We start from the raw sequence: 19,471 nt of genomic DNA on the forward strand, positions 1-19,471 counted from the left end.
TGATAAACCTCAATTGATACTCGTAAATGCCCGGAAACCTGTAAATTGATAAATCCGGGCACTTAATTGGGGTTTTTATGCCCGGAAAACTGCAAATTAACATATCCGGGCACTTAATTGGGTTTTATATGCCCGGAAAACTGCAAATTGACATATCCGGGCACTTAATTGGGTTTTATATGCCCGGAAAACTGCAAATTGACATATCCGGGCACTTAATTGGGTTTTATATGCCCGGAAAACTACAAATTGACATATCCGGGCACTTAATTGGGTTTTATATGCCCGGAAAACTGCAAATTGACATATCCGGGCACTCTTATGAAGGCATTTTCATTACTATTGCTGCTGTATTTTGGTCTTCATACAACTTATCTAAACTTTGGACTTTAGCCATTTCAAGTAGCACATATGGTTTCTCCCTGCTTAAATTACATCGCTCAACTCGCTAAGATTATGAATAACTATAACATCTGGATGGGATAGTTTGTTATTTCTATTTAGCCAAATCCCCTTCATTCCGGCATTACTACTGCTGATCGCATCAATATCTAATCTATCTCCTATATAAAATGTTTCATGAATTTGTACTTCGGCAATCTCACATGCATGTGTAAAAATTGCTTCTTTAGGTTTTGAAATACCTATTTCACTGGAAGAAACAATACAGTCAAAATAATTTAGTATGTTTAGTTGAGTGAGTTTCTCTATTTGTTGATTATAATCACCGTTGCTAATAATCCCTAATCGCTTCCTCTGTGCCTTAAAATGGTCTAAACAAGGAATGACATCTTCAAAAACAGACCAATTTTCTTTGTAAAACGCTAGATACTCATTGAACTTATCATCGGCTTGTTTGTTTGTTAAATGATTACCAAACAACTCTTTTATCCGAAATCTTCTTTGTTCCTGAAATGAAATCTCATTTGCGAGGAATTTATCAAAGTATTTTATGGATAAATCAAACCATCTTTTCACAAAAATAGCTTTACTAAAGGGTAGTTCTTCCAGATTATTAATAAAGAATGCGCTAGCAGCCAATTGCTCTGCTTTTTCATGGTCTAGGAGTGTTGCATCGATATCAAAAAAAATCATGTTATTTTCCCTTCCTTTTTTGTGATGACGAAGGAATTAGTCATGATGTCGTACAAAGATTGCTTTTTCTTTGTAAAAATAGCTGACAATATGTTAGTGAATATTAGAACGTAAATTAATCCACCCAGAAGATAAAGATGCAGAGGTATTTCTGATTCTCCAATATTTACCAACCAATAAACAAGAAAATGCGACATCTCCCACGGAAGAAATTTCAAGATTGTTCGAAATGTCATCTGTTTTATGGAAAGGGCTTTTAAATGGATATCAACGACTTGAATGCCTATTTTCCTCTTTCCCAAAGACTGTTTACCAATAACGGAATCACTAATAATAAAATAAAGAGAGACTGGTAGAGTCGCTAGGAAAAAGCCTGAAATTTGTGCAACGATCAGAGATCCGGTAAACAATTGCTGTAAAGGTGGGAAAAGGAACATGCTTAGAATAAAGATCAAGACTAAATACAGTGCGATGACTAAGTAGTCAATCATAAAAGCTTTAAAGCGTTGAAGAAAGGTAGCATTCATCTGCATGTCCCCCTTACACACTTCGATATCCGTCGTTTTTACGTTTGTATTCCAACGATATAACACTTTCTCCGAAATGTTTACAACCATTTGCAATCATAATATTTTTCATTGGTTCATTCTCTATTTGAGTTGCTCCAAGATACGTTTTTGCCTGAAAATCCTGCTGTAATCTTTCCAGTCCTATATTATGAAGATTTCTGCCATAGCCCTTCCCTCTGTATTGCGGATGCAATCCAATCCAGAATATTCTCCCTTCACTGTCCGTATCCGGCTCAATATGCGGAATCACTACTCCAATAGGAATGTGATTGTCGTAATGAACTGTCAATATATTGTCCACTTGATCGGGCAGTTCACTTCTCATGGATTGCAGGAATTTTTCTGTCTCTTGTATACCTTGCTCCATCACTTCCGACAGAAAATGGATTGCTCGTGGTTCCGATATCGACCACACTTCATAAACTTGATTTGAAATTATCTTTTTTTCCAGTAGGTCTTTTGTGAAAATGATTCTTTCCCCTTTTTTACTCATGGTCGTATTTGTAAATGGTAACTGTTCAAGTATTCCTTTAGGAGTTTCTAAAAGAACTTTTTTATTCATCCGTTTCTTAACAATCTCTCGAACGAGATAATCCGCTTCATTTAATTGACTTGGCATGCAAGCTAACAACTCCAACATAATAGTGGAGTCGTTTTCAATCATATGGATTCCAACTTCATGTAATCGGGTTAATAAATTTGTCAATTTACAAGCACTCCCCTCAACTTGGTATCCATAGCTTTGTAAAATCGATATGTCCAAATGAATGGGAAGTGACGTCCTGAATAGTTGGGTCAAGCGCCCTTGTTACAATTGGATGGTAAAGATAGATTAATGCAATTTCCGCTTTCAAATATTGTTCTATTTCTTCCATTATTTTCATTCGCTTATCTTTCTCTTCTTCTAGCTCAAATTGAGTTAAATTCTCATGAATGAACGTTTCTATTGTTCTATTAAACAATCGATTAAACAATAGTGCTTTGTTTCGAAAAGCATAGGAGAAGGCAAGATGTTTGTCATAAGATAAAGTTAAACCCATGATTATTAGGTCGATATCATCCTCCATTCCCTCTTTTGAAAATTGATCAAAAGTGATCTGCTGCAGCTGAATAATAATGCCGTACTGCTTCGCCTCTTTTTTAAACCATTCCGCTTCTATAACGGCATGGTAATTATCAAAGTGATACAACAATAACATTTCACCTTTGTATCCAGATTCTTTTATGAGATCAATAATTTTTTCGGGGTGCTTCTGCTGTGGTTCAGCATTCTCTATCTCAAAGCTATTTGATTCTAAAACCTCCCATGCTAACTCAGCTGCCATCTTCTTTACATCAAACAGATGATAGATTGCTTCACGAAAAGTATGCTTCTGAACAATACTTGATCGTTTCATGTTAAAAGAAAGGAAACGTAAACCAGAGTCCTTTATTTTATGGTTGTTTGGTTGAAGGTTTTCCCCTTTTTCTTCACTAGAAAGGTATACAGTTTTAGCAGCATCGTTTGTCACACGATAAAAATGAATTTCGTCAATCAATGGACGTTCTTTAAAATAGGAATCATTTGCTTCCAACACTATCTTTTGATTTTTCCTTTCTTTTAATCGAAAAGGTCCAGTGGCAACCCATTTAAACTCATCGAATTCTATATCAGCTGGAAGTATGCAAAAGTTAATTGCTGAAAGATACCTCAAGAAAAAAGGGTTAGGCTGAAATAATTGAATCTCCACTTTGTGTGGATGCGAACATATTACCTTGTTAATGTTCTCCGTCAGCCAAGAATAAGAATGATCACTGTTTTTCATCCGATTTATCGTATATGCTACATCTTTACTCGTCACAGTCTCTCCATTGTGGAAATAAACAGACTTCCTCAGATAAAAGGTCCAAATCTTTTTGGTAGAATCTACTTGAAAATGATGAGCAATATGTGGATCAAAGCAGTCTTTTTCGCTATTGTAGCGGATAAGTGTATCACCTAGACATTCAATTAGGTGCGTTTCTAATGATACCGATACATGCAATGGGTCTAACGAATAGATATCTCTTGCTTTGAAGGTATGTAAGATATCTTTGAAAGCTGAATCATCTCTTTTAAGTCCAAGCAACTCCCGAATATCTTTAGAGGAATTGTCCACCCAAGACTTTGGGATTGGCAGGCGTAGAATTTCTGCAATATTATCTAGTTTCCCAGATGCGGCACATTCTGCTAAATAGCTTTCAATCTCGTTTTGAAAAGTAGTCACATATTGAAGTTGAGAGACTTTTCCTCTCCCCCTACCAGGCTGATAAGTAAGTAGTCCCTCTTCCTCCAGTTTTCGTATAATCCTTTTCGAATTTTTTCTGGAGCAGAACCATATCGTATCCAAGTCCTCCAGCTTCATATCATACGGTTCATCTTTTAAAAAATGTTTTAAATGTGCTCTTAATGTAAAGTACCGTTCCCGCAATTTCCGCACCTCCAAAAAGCTCAAGGACCTAGACGCCCCAACAGACACATATGAGTCAAGTGAACTTACCACTCTTGAGGCACACCATATATATTCGGTCGCAAGAGCTCCACTACTAACAGTTTATACTTTCTTAAACTGTTAAAAAGGGGACAAAGTTAGTTTAATTTTACCCTTTTTTCCTGTTTTTAGAAAGTTGATAATTTAGATAGTTCAGATTAAGAGGTGGAAAGATATGTTTAAACAATCTATATGGCGGGAACAAAATGCCTTACTTTATTTTTCAGGAACCCTATTGTCAAAACTCGGTGATAAATTTTATATCATCGCTATCCCTTGGCTTATTTATGAACTGACCCAGTCTGCAGTTAGTATGGGGGTTATGTTCTTGGTACAGACATTACCGTTCATTTTTGTATCTCCAATTGCTGGCGTGTTAGCAGATCGGTTTCCAAGGAGAATCTTGCTGTTTGTCAGTGCGTTGCTTCAAGGTACACTTGCAGGAGTCATCCCTGTCTTACACATTTTACAAGTGTTACACATCTGGCACATTTATGTGCTCGGTTTCTTCATTGCCTGTGTTGGTGCCATATTCTCCGTGGTGAATTCGACAGTCGTACCACAATTATTCAAAAAGGAAAAACTTATGAAGGTCAATGCCACACATCAATTTATTGACACTTCCTCCGTGCTGTTCGGTAGTGCACTTGCAGGTATATTAATTTCAAAAATCGGTGTTTATAATGTATTACTCTTGGATGCATTTTCATTTTTCCCGATTGCGATATCCATTCTATTTCTAACATTTTTAACGAAAGAAACACCTTCCAAGATTAAGTCAAATTCATGGGAACAGTTAAAAGCTGGAGCAGATTTTTTACTTAAGCATCACATTCTAGGTCCCTTCACCTTACTTATCTTAATCGTGAATATTGCAAATGGCGCTCTAATTAGCATGCTTGTCTACTTTTCACGGGAGAAACTGTTCCTTTCATCCGAAGAAGTCGGGTGGGTGTATGCAGGTGCTGCAACAGCACAAGTTGCAGCTATTGCATTCGTAAATTTTTTAGGAGACAAAGGAAATCCAATTCGATTAATGTTGATTAATATTATGATAAGCGCAGTTGGAATTATAACTGTTGCGTTAAGTTGGAATTGGCAGACGCTTTTACTAGCGGTTGCGATACAAAGTGCACCAGTCATTATGTTTAATGTTCTATTCAAAACGATGCGCCAACGTTTAGTTCCCTCACATATATTCGGCAGAGTAAATGGACTTATATCGATGCTGGGACTTGGAACATTGCCATTGGCAGGTTTCTTAACAGGAGTTTTAGCAGAAATGATAGATATCCGTATTATCTTCTTTGTAATGGGAATATGCTCATTACTAGTGACGATAAGATTTCTGAGACTTACTAAATTGCGTTTGATAGAACAAGAGGATGAGTTAACTATACCCGCTAGGCTGGGATAGTGGTTTAGTATCATTCTCAAAACAAAGAAAATCTCTTGTCCCATATAGACAAGAGATTTTCTTTATTAGCACATTATTGAAAATTAAAATAGTCTTTCGCGTTTTCATAACAGATACCTTGAACGATTTCGCCAAGCAGCTCCATATCATATGGAACTTCCCCGTTTTCAACCCAGCTTCCAATTAAGTCACAAACAAGTCTTCTAAAATACTCATGTCTTGTATAGGAAAGAAAACTTCTGGAATCTGTCAGCATTCCTATGAATCTACTGAATAATCCTAGGTTAGCCAATGCTTTCATTTGATCAAGCATACCGTCCTTTTGGTCATTAAACCACCAAGCAGTACCTAATTGGATCTTACCAGGATATCCTCCACCTTGGAAATTACCTATGGTTGTTCCTAAGATGTAATTATCATTTGGGTTTAAAGAGTAAAGGATTGTTTTTGGTAAGGCATTTTTTTGTTCAAGCGCATCCAATAATTGATTTAACGGTTTTGCTAATTCACCATCATTTATACTGTCATAGCCTGTATCTGGTCCTAGCTGTTGAAACATTCTAGAGTTATTGTTTCGAAGCGCATGAATATGAAATTGCATAGCCCAATCTAATTTCGCATATTGTTGTCCCAAAAACTCTAACGTAATAGATTTATATATTTTTTCCTCTTCAACCGTTACAACCTCACCGTTGATGCCTTTAGCAAAGACAGCTGCAGCATTCTCTTTTGTAGTCTTTACATACATCATTGTATTCAATGCATGGTCAGATACACGTCCACCTAGGGAGTGGAAAAACTCAATTCTATTTTCAAGCGCAGCTAGAAAGTGATCATATGTTGAAATTTCAATGCCAGAAACTTCTTCTAATTTTTTTACCCACTGGATAAAGCCTTCTTGATTGATTTCAAGACCTTTATCTGGGCGGAAGCTCGGTAATACCTTAACATCAAAGTTTGACTCTTCTTTTAACTTCTGATGATATTCCAAAGAATCTGTCGGATCATCCGTAGTACAAACAACTTTTACATTAGATTTAGTAATAAGGTCTCGCGCACCAAATTCTCCATTGGTCAGCTTCGCATTTACCTTCTCCCAAACCTCATGTGCAGTACTTTCATTTAGTATGTCATGGACATCAAAGTATCTCCGAAGCTCAAGATGAGTCCAATTGTATAATGGATTTCCGATTGTCATTGGCACAGTCTTTGACCACGCTATGAACTTATCATAATCAGAGGCTCCTCCTGTTATGTAGTCTTCTTCCACACCGTTTGCACGCATTGCTCTCCACTTATAATGGTCCCCATACAACCACGCTTCCGTAACATTTTGAAACGTCTTATTTTCATAGATTTCCTTTGGGATTAAATGGCAGTGATAATCAATGATTGGCATATCTTTAGCGTAATTATTGTATAACTCTATTGCCGTGTTAGTGGATAGTAAAAAATTATCATCCATAAACTTTTTCATTTAATAAACCTCCATAAATAATATTGTTCGTAAATTAATACGCTTTCATTTATCTTTACGTAAATAGATTAATACGAAATAACAACGTTGTTATTTATTTTTATCTTAAGGGATACTTTTTTACTTTTCAAGTTTATTTTATTAAATTTTCTAAAAATAAATTGTAAATTATTTTGATTTCATTGACATTATTGATGCTGTTCTGTAAAAATAGAATTTAAATACGTTCGTTTTCCAAGTAATCATGCACAAAAAATAATAACGTTGTTAATTTATAAAAATAGGTGAACCCCATATGACCATTACGATTAAAGATATTGCTTTAAAAGCCGGTGTAAGTTATTCAACCGTTTCAAAGGCGCTAAATGACAGTCCGCTTGTGAAACCGATAACGAAAAATAAGATTTTGAATATCGCGAAGGAAATGGGATATGAACCAAATTTTGCTGCTCAACGGTTAGTTTCCAAGCAATCCAAAGTTATTGGTCTAATTTGGCCAACTTTAGAGCGCATAGCCCATTCCACCGTAGTTACACAAATAAACGAAGAAATTAGTAAAAACTCCTACTCCATGATTCTCTCCATTAATTCAATAAAAGATTCTATTGAAATGTTTAAACGATTTCAAGTGGATGGCATCATCGTTTTTGATGAGAAAAACCAAGATGCACTTAAAGACTGTTCACTTCCATTTGTTACATATGGAGTGGGCAAAGATAAAAGCTTTCCAGTTATAGATGTGAACTATCAGGAAAGCATGGACATCACAGTCAAATATTTATACAGCCTCGGACATAGGAGGATTGCATATGTAGGGGACTTTTCTCCGGTTGATGAACGACAACTAGAAAAATACAATGCAGTTCGAAACTCTTTAAATGAACTTGGTCTACCTAACACAGAAAATATGTTTCATACAGGCGGTTTAGACTGGTATGATGGATATGTTGCGACAAAACGTTTGTTACAGTCTTCTTTTAAACCTACTGCCATTATTGGATCTAGTTATGATATAAGTGCCGGAATCATTAGGGCACTACGTGAATCAAATATTATCATTCCAAAGGACATTTCGGTAATCAGCTATGATAACATACCGCAAATGGCAAACCTTGAAATACCATTGACTAGTGTTGGTGTGCCCATTGAAGAAATAGCACAATGTATGGTACAAACTTTGCTTACTATTATTCAAAACAAGGAAACAACATTCATAAAAACGTTAAAACCTATTATTAACGAGAGGGTTTCTTGTGCCCATGTAAGTATTGAAGTGAAGCGGTAACAAAACAAGCTTAGCATGCATATTTGCAGACTAAGCTTGTTTGTATTTATCCAACCGGTAAAAGAGACGAGCTTACAAAAATTTTTTTCGGTACTGCAAACCTTGCAGTTACTAATGGATCTACTATTTGACAAACCTCTAGTTGACCAACCGCACTCATCAGCATGGTAGTCTCACTTAAGCTCATCCCCGTATTGTCTACTACTCTATCTATCATAACTTCTGTTGCTTTTTTCGCAGCTTCATCTAACGTTTTTGCAGAGACGATGGTCGTCACTACCTCTTCATTTTCCAGCATCGGATGTTCCAAATTTTCATTTTTCAGCACTTCTAATGTGAGCGTTACTTTCCCTGGTACCTCAATACCCGACACACTAATTTCGCCGTCTCCCATGGCAGCGTGAAAATCACCTGTTGCAAACAAGGCACCTTCAGTAAATACAGGAAAATATAATGTCGCTCCTTCTGTCACCATTTTATTATCCATATTGCCACCGTGACTGTCAGGAGTCCCACATGAAATTCCTTCTCCATCAGGTGCTACTCCAATAACACCAATCATTGGATTTAATGGAATCTCTATTTCATTAAAAATCGCTTTTCCTTCCCTGATTGGGATAATTTTCGATTCCATCTTTTCAATTCGATGCCCCATGACTCCAAGATTCGGTCCTACTACCATAACTCCTTGATTACCAATTTCTAGCTTCTCAATTTTTACTTTTAATACATCACCCGGCATGGCTTCCTCTATATATACAGGACCAGTTGCAGGATTCACGCGATTCCAATCTATTCCTGTAATCTCCGTGTCTTCTGATTGAATCTGATTTTGAAAACAATCAAATGTTTCTATTTCTAAAGTGGAACCTGATGGAACAGATAAAACTGGTTTATGATTTTTATTAAAATCGTAAATAATGCCAGATTCTTTCGTTAATATGTACATTGGAATTCTCCTTTTTTATTTAATCTTCTATTAGTTACATTCTGTAAATGGGTAAGAAAAACCTGCACAAAAAAACAGTTACTATACTTCAATATCTATCGGTAAAATATGGTATCATCATATGTATCTACCAAAGTATCTTACAATATTTTATTACTACGATGGGAGTGTTTCATTTTGCGTATGTATACATCTTTAATGATGGCCTGTATCTTAATTCTAATGTCATCCTGTGCTAATCAAGGTAAAGCAAACCCTTTAGAAGGCACAAAACCTCCCATTCCTTCTGTTCAAGTTGATGATATGAAAATACTGGTAGTAAGAAGTGCATATTGTTGGGTTGAATGTTCGGAAAATGCCTCTATCCCCGAGCTTTTGGACGGTAAAGTTATAAGAGAAGTAGCAGGTAATAGTGAAATTATCATAGATTTTAATTCCGAGTCCATTCCAGATAATATAACTCTAAGCATTTATGATGAAAGAATGGTAAGGAAAGACAATCAACCATGGAAAGTGCCTAATAAACCTGGAATATACTATTTTGCAATCAACGCTGTTTGGAATAACAAAATAGAAGCAGATGCTGAATAATGCTTTGTGCTGAAAATAAAATAAAGACTGTTAGTAAATTTTTTTTGCTTTGACGAACTGCATTTAGTAAAAGAAAGGTAACCTTTCATACAAAATGCTAGTGAAAGTCCGAGTATCAACTTTTACCTATAAATTAGTACTTATCTTTTATAAAAGACCCAAAATAAAAGAGAGCTGAACTTTTCTGTTCATCTCTCTTCATTATTGCTTATACTTCTTCACAATGCTCTTCGAAATATCCTTGGAGTTTGTTAATAACAGACATTGGAGCATGCCCTTCAATTTCATGTCTTTCCACCATCGTAATAATCTTTCCATCTTTTAATAATGCAAAAGATGGTGAAGACGGCGGATATCCATCAAAGTAATCACGTGCTTTTGCAGTCGCCTCTTTATCTTGTCCCGCAAACACTGTTACTAAATGATTAGGGCGCTTGTCATAATGTACCGCATGAGTTGCTGCTGGGCGAGCAATCCCTCCAGCACAGCCGCATACTGAGTTAACCATTACAAGAGTCGTACCTTCACGACCAAATGCCGCATCCACATCTTCTACTGTTTTAAGCTGCTCGTAACCTGCTGCATCCATCTCTTCACGTGCAGTTCGAACAACATCATTCATAAACATATTAAAATCGATATTCATGTTGATCACCTCAAGTTTTTAACTACCCTTATCATACCAATTTTTTTCAAAGAAACAAACAAAAAGTGTTTAAGTTTCGGTTTAGCGGGTAATTTAAAAATATCATCTAGATATCCATACCCCTATACTCCCTAGATGCAGGAAAGCGCACCCCAACGCTTTCCTTTTTTTGTGGAAAAAAGAAGCAAATCTTCGTAAATTTATGTTCTTTCTAACTGATTGCTGTAAATGAATGATTTTTACCGTTTATATTCATCAAGCAATTGCTCAACCGCCATAGAAACAGAGACTTCATCCACTCTCATACTCTTCTCCAATAGGGGCAACTGCTTTTTCACTTTTTCATCATCAAAAAACATCCGCTCAATCTGGTCCTTCAATGAAGTGTAAAACCATGTTTTCTTTTGTTCATTTCGCCTACTTTCAAATACACCTGTTTCTTTCGTGCAGTAAACAAATTCCTCTATCGTTTTCCAAGCTTTGTCTATGCCAAGTTGATGCAGTGCTGAACATGTGAATGCCTTGGTTTCCCAGCCCTTTGTTGCTGGTTGGAGAAAATGAAGAATTTGCTTATATTCTTGTGCTGTTTTCTCCGCTCTTGCTTTGTTGTCCCCATCAGCTTTATTCACTACAATCGCATCCACTAACTCCATAATCCCCTTTTTCATGCCTTGAAGTTCGTCACCAGCACCTGTTAAAACGAGCAGTAGGAAAAAGTCGACCATTTCTCGGACAATCGCTTCACTTTGACCCACTCCAACTGTTTCTACTAGGATTACATCAAAACCAGCTGCTTCACACAATAAAATACTTTCCCGAGTTTTTCTGTGAACACCACCTAGAGTTCCACTAGAAGGGGATGGGCGGATAAAAGCTCGTGGGTGGCGAGCTAGTTGTTCCATCCGGGTTTTGTCACCGAGGATACTTCCTCCTGATTTTGAACTACTAGGATCGACTGCTAGTACAGCCACTTTATGCCCTTTCTCGCATAAGTAGAGACCGAAAGCTTCTATGAATGTGCTTTTTCCGGCGCCAGGCACACCACTGATCCCAATTCGAATTGATTTCCCAGTTAAAGGAGTAATCTGCTGGATGATATTTTGACTTACGTGAAAATGACGACTGGCATTGCTCTCCACCAGTGTAATTGCCTGAGCAAGATCGGATCGGATACCTGCCCGAATACCTTCTATGATCTCAGCTGAATCCCGCTCAGTCTTTCGCCTCACCTTTTTTCGATTAGCCATTCTGCTCTTCCACTTCCTCATAGCCGAGGCGGTTATAAACTTCATCAAGGACTTTTTCAGCTGCACGTGGGATGACAGTTCCTGGCCCAAAGATGGCAGAAGCTCCATTCCTGTATAGAAATTCGTAATCCTGTGCCGGAATAACCCCGCCAATTACGACGATGATATCTTCACGATTTAGTTTTTTTAACTCGTTTATAAGCTGTGGCAGCAATGTTTTATGACCTGCTGCAAGGGAACTAATACCGATCACATGCACATCATTTTCCACTGCTTGAAGCGCTGTTTCCGCAGGGGTTTGGAAAAGTGGTCCGATATCCACATCAAAGCCTAAATCTGCAAAAGCTGTAGCAATAACTTTTGCACCACGATCATGGCCGTCCTGTCCCATTTTGGCAATCATAATTCTTGGCCTTCTTCCTTCAAGCTCTAAAAATTCATCTATTTTTTCTTTCACTTGCCTCATCTCTTCTTCATTGGAAAATTCACTGCTATAGACTCCGCTGATGGAGCGTATGACTGCTCGATGACGGTTTGCGACTTTTTCAATGGCATCTGATATTTCGCCTAAGCTAGCTCGGGCTCTTGCTGCATCTACCGCAAGTTCCAGGAGGTTGCCTTTGCCGGATTTTGCTGCATCTGTAAGAGCTTCTAACGCTGATATCACTTGTGCTTCGTCTCGTTCATCACGCAATTCATGCAGTCGTTGAATTTGCTTTTTACGTACTTCGGCATTATCGATATCCAAAACTTCTATTGCCATATCCTCTTTATCAAGGCGATATTTATTTACACCGATAATAGCTTCTTTTCCAGAATCAATTTTCGCTTGACGTCGAGCTGATGCTTCTTCAATCCGCATCTTAGGAAGTCCAGTTTCAATTGCTTTTGCCATTCCACCGAGCTCTTCAATTTCTTCAATATGTGACCAGGCTTTGTCTATCAGTTCTTTCGTTAATGTCTCTACATAATAGGAGCCTGCCCACGGATCAATCACTTTTGTGATATCCGTTTCTTCCTGCAAATACAATTGGGTGTTTCGGGCAATCCGTGCAGAGAAATCGGTAGGTAATGCGATTGCTTCGTCCAAGGCATTCGTATGCAAGGATTGCGTGTGTCCATTTGCTGCAGCAAGTGCTTCTATACATGTACGGGTCACGTTATTGAACGGATCCTGTTCCGTTAAGCTCCATCCAGACGTTTGCGAGTGTGTTCTTAAAGCCATTGATTTAGGATTTGACGGTACGAACTCTTTCATCATTTTTGCCCAAATAAATCGTGCAGCACGCATTTTCGCTACTTCCATAAAGTAATTCATACCAATTGCCCAGAAAAACGAGAGGCGAGGTGCAAATTTATCGATATCTATTCCAGAATCTAATCCGGTTCTTACATATTCCAAACCGTCAGCAAGTGTATAGGCAAGTTCGATATCTGCTGGCGCTCCTGCTTCTTGCATATGATAGCCGGAAATACTGATACTATTGAATTTTGGCATATGCTCAGATGTATAGGCAAATATATCACCAATAATACGCATTGACATTTCAGGAGGGTAGATATAAGTGTTACGCACCATATATTCTTTTAATATATCATTTTGAATGGTTCCAGAAAGCTGTTCCTGACTGACTCCCTGCTCTTCTGCAGTCACAATATAAAAGGCCATGATTGGCAATACTGCGCCATTCATTGTCATCGATACAGACATTTTATCAAGTGGAATACCATCAAAAAGAACTTTCATATCTAAAATGGAGTCGATTGCTACCCCCGCTTTTCCAACGTCCCCCACCACACGCGGATGGTCTGAATCATAGCCTCGATGAGTAGCTAGATCAAATGCAACTGATAATCCTTTTTGCCCCATCTCCAGATTTCTTCGATAAAAGGAGTTACTCTCTTCAGCTGTTGAAAAACCAGCATATTGACGAATGGTCCATGGACGGTTTACATACATAGTCGGGTATGGTCCACGAAGATAAGGGGCGATACCTGGAAGTGTTCCCAAATGCTCGGCATTTTTCAGATCTTCTTTTGTATATTGAGGTTTTAATTTTATCTGTTCATTCGTTTCGTAAAATAATTCTTCCACCGTTTCTTTTGAAAAAGACACGGTAGATGATTTCTTTTTTATGTTCAATATTTTGGTTGAAAAATCAGGCCTCATACTCTGTCAACCCCATTTCTTCGTGAATCGTGGATAATTGCTCAAAACAGTTAGAGCGCTGATGAATAAAGTCAGATATACCTAGAGCTATTAATTCTTCTTGTCTAGATAAATCAGGCAAACCAGCTAGCAGAATTTTTCGATCCGATCCCTTAAGTGAAGTGACTACCTCATTAAGCATTTCATTGTAACTGTCATCACTTCCGCAGATGCATATGTGCCCTTCTAGTTTTTCGGCAGAAAGCCAGTCTTTTAATGCTGATGTATCCTCAAGGCTAGGACTTAATTTCGAAGTAATTCCCCCCACTTGAAAGAAACCAGATGCAAAATCAGTTCTAGGTTTATGAGTGGCGAGAGCTCCAAGATTAATGAGTGTCAATTTAGGTTTAATGCCTGTAGTTAGTTCATATTTTTTTGCTTGGTAGCGAAGATTCTCGAAAGAAGCGGTTAATCTTACTGGTTGGATAGCTTGTATTTTTTCAGCAGCTGTTTCTTCTTGTTTTAATGTTTTTATTAACCTCTGTTCCTTCAGCTCTTCTTTTAAATCCGCATACATATTCGTACCGATTAATACTTTTCTTCTCTTTTCTACATCCTTGAAGCGTTTTTCTTTTATCTTAAGGATGCGGTCTTGTAGGTAGTTTGATTCCAGTGCCTTGACCATTCCGCCTAAACTTTCAATTTCTTGGAACATCTCCCACGCTGCATTTGCCAAGTTGTGAGTGAGAGTTTCCACATAATAGGATCCTGCAGCTGGATCTGTTACTTTGGATAAAAAGCTTTCCTCTTTTAGTACGTAGTGAGTATTACGTGCGATTCTTCTTGAGAAAACATCGGCTTCTTGCTGATAGCTGTCGATGTTTATTGAATCTGCTCCGCCTAGTGCGGCAGAAAAAGCCTCCGTTGTTGTTCGTAACATATTTACATATGGATCAAGAGTAGATTTATTGAATTGCGACGTAGTGGCGTGAAGTGTCATTTGTTGGTCTTTTTCACTTCCCCCAAAAGCTTCTATGAGATTTGCCCAAAGTATTCTTGCTGCTCTCAGTTTAGCTAGTTCCATGAAGAAGTCACTTCCAACAGGGAAAGAAAAAGCCACTTCGCTAGCAACTTCATCTATAGACAGTCCCATTTCTATTAAGGCTTGGATATATTCCACCGCTGTTGCCATTGTGGCTGCTAGCTCCTGAACCGCATTTGCCCCACCATTATGATAAGGAGCTGATTGAATAAATATGGTTTTCACAGAAGGTATATGAACTCGCTTCCATTTGATGTTGGACTTCATGTGACTCACTAATTCATTCAGTGGCAGATTCAGCATACCTGTTGCCGCAAGTTCCGCAATTGGATCTGCTCCTATAATTCCCTGTAGAGTCGATGAATCCACTTCGCTTTCATGAATTGCACTTAGGAATGTTGTAACACTTGTGCCAGTGTATACATGTAAAGGTATTTCTTGGAGGTCTATTTCTTTAAAAAGCACTTGAAAATCAGATTTATCCTTAATTGGTAAAGTATTTTTATCGGATGCAGGATAGGAAATGAAGTGAATAGCTTGGAGACCATTTTTCAATTCATGCTTTAGTTGTTCATTCCATTCTGTCAAACTTACTTGTCCATAAAGTTGTTGTGAGACAGTCCAATCCCCTTTTTCTTTGGACGCCTTTGTTTGAATATCCTTTATGTCATCTTCCGTGTAGATGGGTTTTCGGATAATTCCCTCATATGTATCACTATTTATTTTGGAGACTGGTTTTCCTTTAAGGGCTCTTTCTGCCTGAATCTCCCAATCTTCCAATGTGGATTTAGGGAAACAATTATTCTTCATTTCTTTTATTTTACTCATGTTCCATCCCCTCGTTCCCTCAATTGCGTAATCGCTTACATATTGAAAATTAAAAAAGTTTACACATTTATTTTAATATAGTTATGGAAGGAGGGCAAATAAAGTAGGCAGAAGGATCGTTTGTCATTCATAAGTATTTTACAAGATTAATTATATAGGAAGCGGGTAAATAGTTAGGAATGTAATATAGAACAATCAACTTAGGGAGGGTTAATTTTTGAGCATGTCACCAGAGGTTATTGGCTTTAGTTTCATTATATTAGGCGTACTCTTAATTATTGGGAAATGGCTGAGAGTCTCCACCCCTTTTCTTCAAAAATTCTTTGTTCCCAGCTCCATTATTGCCGGCTTATTAGGACTTCTACTTGGTCCAGAAATTCTCGGAAAAATGGGGGTAGAGCTGTTTGATATTGGAGGCCTTTTTCCTGAAAGTATGTTAGAAGTCTGGGAGGAGCTCCCAGGATTACTCATAAGCGTTATTTTCGCTTCCTTTTTTTTAAGTAAAACAATACCTCCTATCAAAAAAATCTGGCGCATTTCAGGACCTCAAATCACCTTTTCCCATTTTATTTCATGGGGACAATATGTGTTAGGAATCTCCATGGCAATTTTTATCCTCACTCCTTTTTTCGACCTAAATCCAGCAGCAGGTGCACTCCTTGAAATAAGCTTTGTTGGTGGTCATGGTACTGCAGCCGGGTTGTCAGGGACTTTTTCCAGCGTAGATTTTGAAGAGGGCAAAGATTTAGCAATTGGACTGGCAACCGTTGGAGTTCTAGCAGGGGTCATTCTTGGAATCATACTTGTTAATTGGGGGGCACGAAAAGGGAAAACAGAGATACTAAATAGTCCCAATGATATTACAGAGGAGCAATTAAAAGGCATCATTTCCGAAGAGAATCAAGAAGATGAACCTGTAGGAAAAAAAACGACCCGCTCAGAGTTTATTGAGACATTCACCGTCCATTTTGCATACATAGGAGTGGCAATCGGAGTCGGCTATCTAATATTAGAAGGATTAATTCTACTTGAGGAAGCTCTTTGGGTGGATACAATTGAATTGTTTACCCATCTTCCTTTATTTCCTCTTGCAATGGTAGGAGCCATTATTGTTCAGCTCCTAGTGGACAAATGTGTGAAGCATAAAATTTTTGATACTGGCATCGTTAATAGAATTCAAGGATTTGCACTTGATCTTTTAATAGCATCTGCCATTGCTACCCTTTCGATCTCGGTTATTGGGGAATATTGGGTTCCATTCTTGCTTATGTCTATAACTGCTATCGCATGGAATGTACTGGCATTTATTTATATAGCTCCACGCATGATGCCAGATTATTGGTTTGAGCGTGGTATTGGTGATTTAGGACAAGCGATGGGCATGAGTGCTGCCGGCATGATGCTCATTAATTTAGCAGATCCCCAAACAGAAACTCCTGCTAAGAAAAGTTTTGGTTATAAACAGATTTTTCTAGATTTAATTGTAGGTGGAGGAATTGTGACTGCTGCATCTGTCCCTATCATTGTTGCCTTTGGTCCAGTGCCCGCTCTAATTGTCGCAACTGTCGTAACGGTGGGCTGGCTGTTGTTGGGACTTTTATATTTTGGTAAAAAAGAAAAAGAAAGAACTTAAGTATAACGAGTTCAGTTAAGGGGTGCAAAACTTGTTTTGACATTAGTTTTGGCTCTAAAAATGGCAAATTATTTTTATCAAAAGACACAAGAAAAAGGATGGAATTTGCCATCCTTTCAGTGTGTAGACAAAGGTACATTTTTATTTAAATGCATGCAATTCCCTTGTTGATCGTAGTGGAAGACGCGCAGACTCCTGCGGGAGGAAGGGACATGGGAAACCCCACAGGGCGCAGCCCGAGGAGGTTCCCGGACCGCCCGCGGAAAGCGAAGCGTCTGCAACGAAGATCAACAGTTAAATACAAATCTAAAAATAATTTGGGTTTGTCAACAGTCTGAAAGGATGGAATTTGCCATCCTTTTTGACATGTATTGAATTCTTGGCATTTTTTTGGTCTTTCTTCAACTAACGCCACCGCTATTTTAAGTAAACCATTTCACAAATCACTTCTAATTTCCGTCTACAAGCTTAACCCTTATGCTATCACTTCGGGTTCAAGGTCTCGGTACGTACAGAATAGCTAGTCAATATCTGACAGGCTTATGGTCCTGTTATAGTTATACGTTTAAAGCTTACATTTTTTTCAGATTAACCTATTCTACTAAGGCTTCTGTTATTTTCCCATCTAGATTTTTAATCGCATGGATCGAATTATTCTGAATGATGCCTGTCTCTACAAAACCAAATGAAGCGTATAATTTTTTAACTATGACATTATTTTTATGATAAAAGAGGTCTACATGTTCCGCTTCCCCATATGGCATAGTTTCAATATCCGCCAACATTTTTTCAAAGGCAAGCTTGCCATATCCTTTCCCCTGATATCTCTTATCAATCATAAAATGCCAAATGAAATAGGTCTTCTTCCCGTAATAAACTTCATTTTGAAATGATTCATGATCCGTCGTATCATAAATATACATCAAAAATCCAACCATCGTATCATTCGCATAAATAGCTAGTGGAGAAGCTGGTATACCATCTGTGTACAACATATGAGCGTCTGCGAAGCATCTAAGGTTAGTAGTTTCTAATATAAATTCTTTCTGATTTTCTTCAACATCAAGTGCTATTACTTCATCTATGTTATCCCTGTTTATTTTTCGTAATTCAATCATTTTTCCAGCTCCTTTCTAAGTCAAGACATTTGAATATTTTGGATCTAATTTCAAAAATAGTAATTAACTAAACTGCTTCTGTTAGTAAATGATAATTCCTGTGTCAGATTCATTTATAGAATAATACCTAAATAAATTATGGAAAGGTAATCGTAGTTAGTATTGGATAATGATCAGATGGATAGCCTTCCTTATAACGATCTCTGATTATTTTAGTAGAACTGAGATTCACATTATTATCACTTAATATGTAATCTATTGGGCTGCCAATTGTTCCACCTTTATAATCATGAAAGGTTAAACTATGTTCTTTCTCTTGCTGATTAAAGCCAGCATAACAGCTTCGCATAGAAGCTACTTTGTGTAGTGCCCCACTGTCTGGTGTATCATTGAAATCTCCGGTTAATACAACAGGTAATTTTACCCGCTGCATCTCTTTTTTAATAAGTTGCAATCCGTTTTGTCTAGCGTTTTTACCGATATGATCGAGGTGAGTATTGTAAATACGCATGACTGATGTGTTTTTGTGCGTAGGAGATAGTTCTAGCCACTGACATACCCTGGGATATTCAGCATCCCAACCTATGCTCCCCTTTTCACTTGGTGTTTCTGATAGCATAAATGCCCCTTTTTTCCCAACTGTAAAAATGGTTTTTTTTGATAAAATAGCGATGTATTCTCCATCTTTTATAGAGTTGACCCGATTAACAGAATAGATATCGTATGTTTCTTGAAATGCTGCTTTGATCCACTCCAGCATGTAAGGTGTAATTTCTTGCATCCCAATTACATCCGGTCGATAAGTATCGATTGTTGTATAAATCCAGTTTTTTCTTTGTTCCCAAGAAAAAGGATCGGATGGAACGATTACACGTATGTTAAAGGTCATGATTTTGTAGGTAGATATCATTTTTC

At 37.7% G+C, this 19,471-nt stretch carries 17 protein-coding genes; 5 read left to right on the forward strand and 12 right to left on the reverse strand.

The window, feature by feature from the left end; translation table 11 throughout:
* Positions 1 to 77 precede the first annotated feature (77 nt).
* Complete coding sequence (locus LRP81_RS19900; RefSeq protein ID WP_230504417.1) at positions 78 to 452, forward strand: hypothetical protein; 375 nt, start codon at positions 78 to 80, stop codon at positions 450 to 452.
* On the opposite strand, the gene LRP81_RS19905 is transcribed toward LRP81_RS19900, so the two are convergent.
* Genes LRP81_RS19905 through LRP81_RS19920 form a run of 4 tightly spaced genes read right to left on the reverse strand, consistent with a single transcriptional unit; the run spans position 427 to position 4,114 of the window.
* Positions 427 to 1,095: an HAD family hydrolase gene (locus LRP81_RS19905; protein WP_230504418.1), complete on the reverse strand. Its 669-nt coding sequence runs from the start codon at positions 1,093 to 1,095 to the stop codon at positions 427 to 429. The two genes, LRP81_RS19900 and LRP81_RS19905, sit on opposite strands and share 26 nt — an antisense overlap.
* Positions 1,092 to 1,622 (reverse strand): RDD family protein, encoded by a 531-nt coding sequence (locus LRP81_RS19910; protein ID WP_230504420.1) that lies wholly within the window; start codon positions 1,620 to 1,622, stop codon positions 1,092 to 1,094. Before LRP81_RS19910 ends, LRP81_RS19905 begins: the two co-directional genes overlap by 4 nt.
* Before the next feature lie 13 nt (positions 1,623 to 1,635).
* A complete protein-coding gene (locus LRP81_RS19915; RefSeq protein ID WP_230504422.1) occupies positions 1,636 to 2,370 on the reverse strand; it encodes a GNAT family N-acetyltransferase in 735 nt (244 codons plus the stop codon).
* Positions 2,371 to 2,386: 16 nt separating this feature from the next.
* Entirely contained in the window at positions 2,387 to 4,114 is a 1,728-nt protein-coding gene (locus LRP81_RS19920; protein WP_230504424.1) for an ABC transporter substrate-binding protein, read from the reverse strand.
* 235 nt (positions 4,115 to 4,349) lie between these two features.
* On the opposite strand from LRP81_RS19920, the gene LRP81_RS19925 reads away from it, so the two are divergent.
* A complete protein-coding gene (locus LRP81_RS19925) occupies positions 4,350 to 5,591 on the forward strand; it encodes an MFS transporter (protein WP_230504426.1) in 1,242 nt (413 codons plus the stop codon).
* Between the two features lie 73 nt (positions 5,592 to 5,664).
* Here LRP81_RS19925 and uxaC read toward each other — a convergent pair whose 3' ends face one another.
* Positions 5,665 to 7,068: a glucuronate isomerase gene (gene uxaC / locus LRP81_RS19930; protein ID WP_230504428.1), complete on the reverse strand. Its 1,404-nt coding sequence runs from the start codon at positions 7,066 to 7,068 to the stop codon at positions 5,665 to 5,667.
* Between the two features lie 295 nt (positions 7,069 to 7,363).
* Between uxaC and LRP81_RS19935 the strand changes: the two genes are divergently transcribed.
* On the forward strand, positions 7,364 to 8,353 hold the full coding sequence (locus LRP81_RS19935) for a LacI family DNA-binding transcriptional regulator (RefSeq protein ID WP_230504429.1): 990 nt from the start codon (positions 7,364 to 7,366) through the stop codon (positions 8,351 to 8,353).
* A 46-nt stretch (positions 8,354 to 8,399) separates the two neighbouring features.
* On the opposite strand, the gene LRP81_RS19940 is transcribed toward LRP81_RS19935, so the two are convergent.
* A complete protein-coding gene (locus LRP81_RS19940) occupies positions 8,400 to 9,302 on the reverse strand; it encodes an acetamidase/formamidase family protein (RefSeq protein WP_230504431.1) in 903 nt (300 codons plus the stop codon).
* A gap of 177 nt (positions 9,303 to 9,479) precedes the next feature.
* On the opposite strand from LRP81_RS19940, the gene LRP81_RS19945 reads away from it, so the two are divergent.
* Positions 9,480 to 9,893 (forward strand): hypothetical protein, encoded by a 414-nt coding sequence (locus LRP81_RS19945; RefSeq protein WP_230504433.1) that lies wholly within the window; start codon positions 9,480 to 9,482, stop codon positions 9,891 to 9,893.
* 208 nt (positions 9,894 to 10,101) lie between these two features.
* On the opposite strand, the gene LRP81_RS19950 is transcribed toward LRP81_RS19945, so the two are convergent.
* The 4 genes from LRP81_RS19950 to LRP81_RS19965 all read right to left on the reverse strand — a co-directional run bounded on the left by LRP81_RS19950 (position 10,102) and on the right by LRP81_RS19965 (position 15,805).
* Positions 10,102 to 10,539: a BrxA/BrxB family bacilliredoxin gene (locus LRP81_RS19950; protein WP_230504435.1), complete on the reverse strand. Its 438-nt coding sequence runs from the start codon at positions 10,537 to 10,539 to the stop codon at positions 10,102 to 10,104.
* Between the two features lie 239 nt (positions 10,540 to 10,778).
* Positions 10,779 to 11,807: a methylmalonyl Co-A mutase-associated GTPase MeaB gene (meaB, locus tag LRP81_RS19955; protein ID WP_230504437.1), complete on the reverse strand. Its 1,029-nt coding sequence runs from the start codon at positions 11,805 to 11,807 to the stop codon at positions 10,779 to 10,781.
* Entirely contained in the window at positions 11,779 to 13,956 is a 2,178-nt protein-coding gene (gene scpA, locus LRP81_RS19960; protein WP_230504439.1) for a methylmalonyl-CoA mutase, read from the reverse strand. Before scpA ends, meaB begins: the two co-directional genes overlap by 29 nt.
* Complete coding sequence (locus tag LRP81_RS19965; RefSeq protein ID WP_230504441.1) at positions 13,946 to 15,805, reverse strand: methylmalonyl-CoA mutase subunit beta; 1,860 nt, start codon at positions 15,803 to 15,805, stop codon at positions 13,946 to 13,948. The genes scpA and LRP81_RS19965 overlap by 11 nt, the downstream gene beginning before the upstream one ends.
* 223 nt (positions 15,806 to 16,028) lie before the next feature.
* On the opposite strand from LRP81_RS19965, the gene LRP81_RS19970 reads away from it, so the two are divergent.
* A complete protein-coding gene (locus LRP81_RS19970; RefSeq protein WP_230504464.1) occupies positions 16,029 to 17,438 on the forward strand; it encodes a sodium/glutamate symporter in 1,410 nt (469 codons plus the stop codon).
* Positions 17,439 to 18,031: 593 nt separating this feature from the next.
* Here the strand turns inward: LRP81_RS19970 and LRP81_RS19975 are convergent.
* Both LRP81_RS19975 and LRP81_RS19980 read right to left on the reverse strand, forming a co-directional pair.
* Positions 18,032 to 18,556, reverse strand: coding sequence for a GNAT family N-acetyltransferase (locus LRP81_RS19975; protein WP_230504443.1), 525 nt, complete (start codon positions 18,554 to 18,556; stop codon positions 18,032 to 18,034).
* Positions 18,557 to 18,692: 136 nt separating this feature from the next.
* Positions 18,693 to 19,466, reverse strand: a complete 774-nt coding sequence (locus tag LRP81_RS19980) for an endonuclease/exonuclease/phosphatase family protein (protein WP_230504445.1) — start codon at positions 19,464 to 19,466, stop codon at positions 18,693 to 18,695.
* Positions 19,467 to 19,471: the final 5 nt, after the last annotated feature.

This window comes from Sutcliffiella rhizosphaerae (genome assembly GCF_917563925.1).
Classification (GTDB): Bacteria; Bacillota; Bacilli; order Bacillales; family Bacillaceae_I; genus Sutcliffiella_A; species Sutcliffiella_A rhizosphaerae.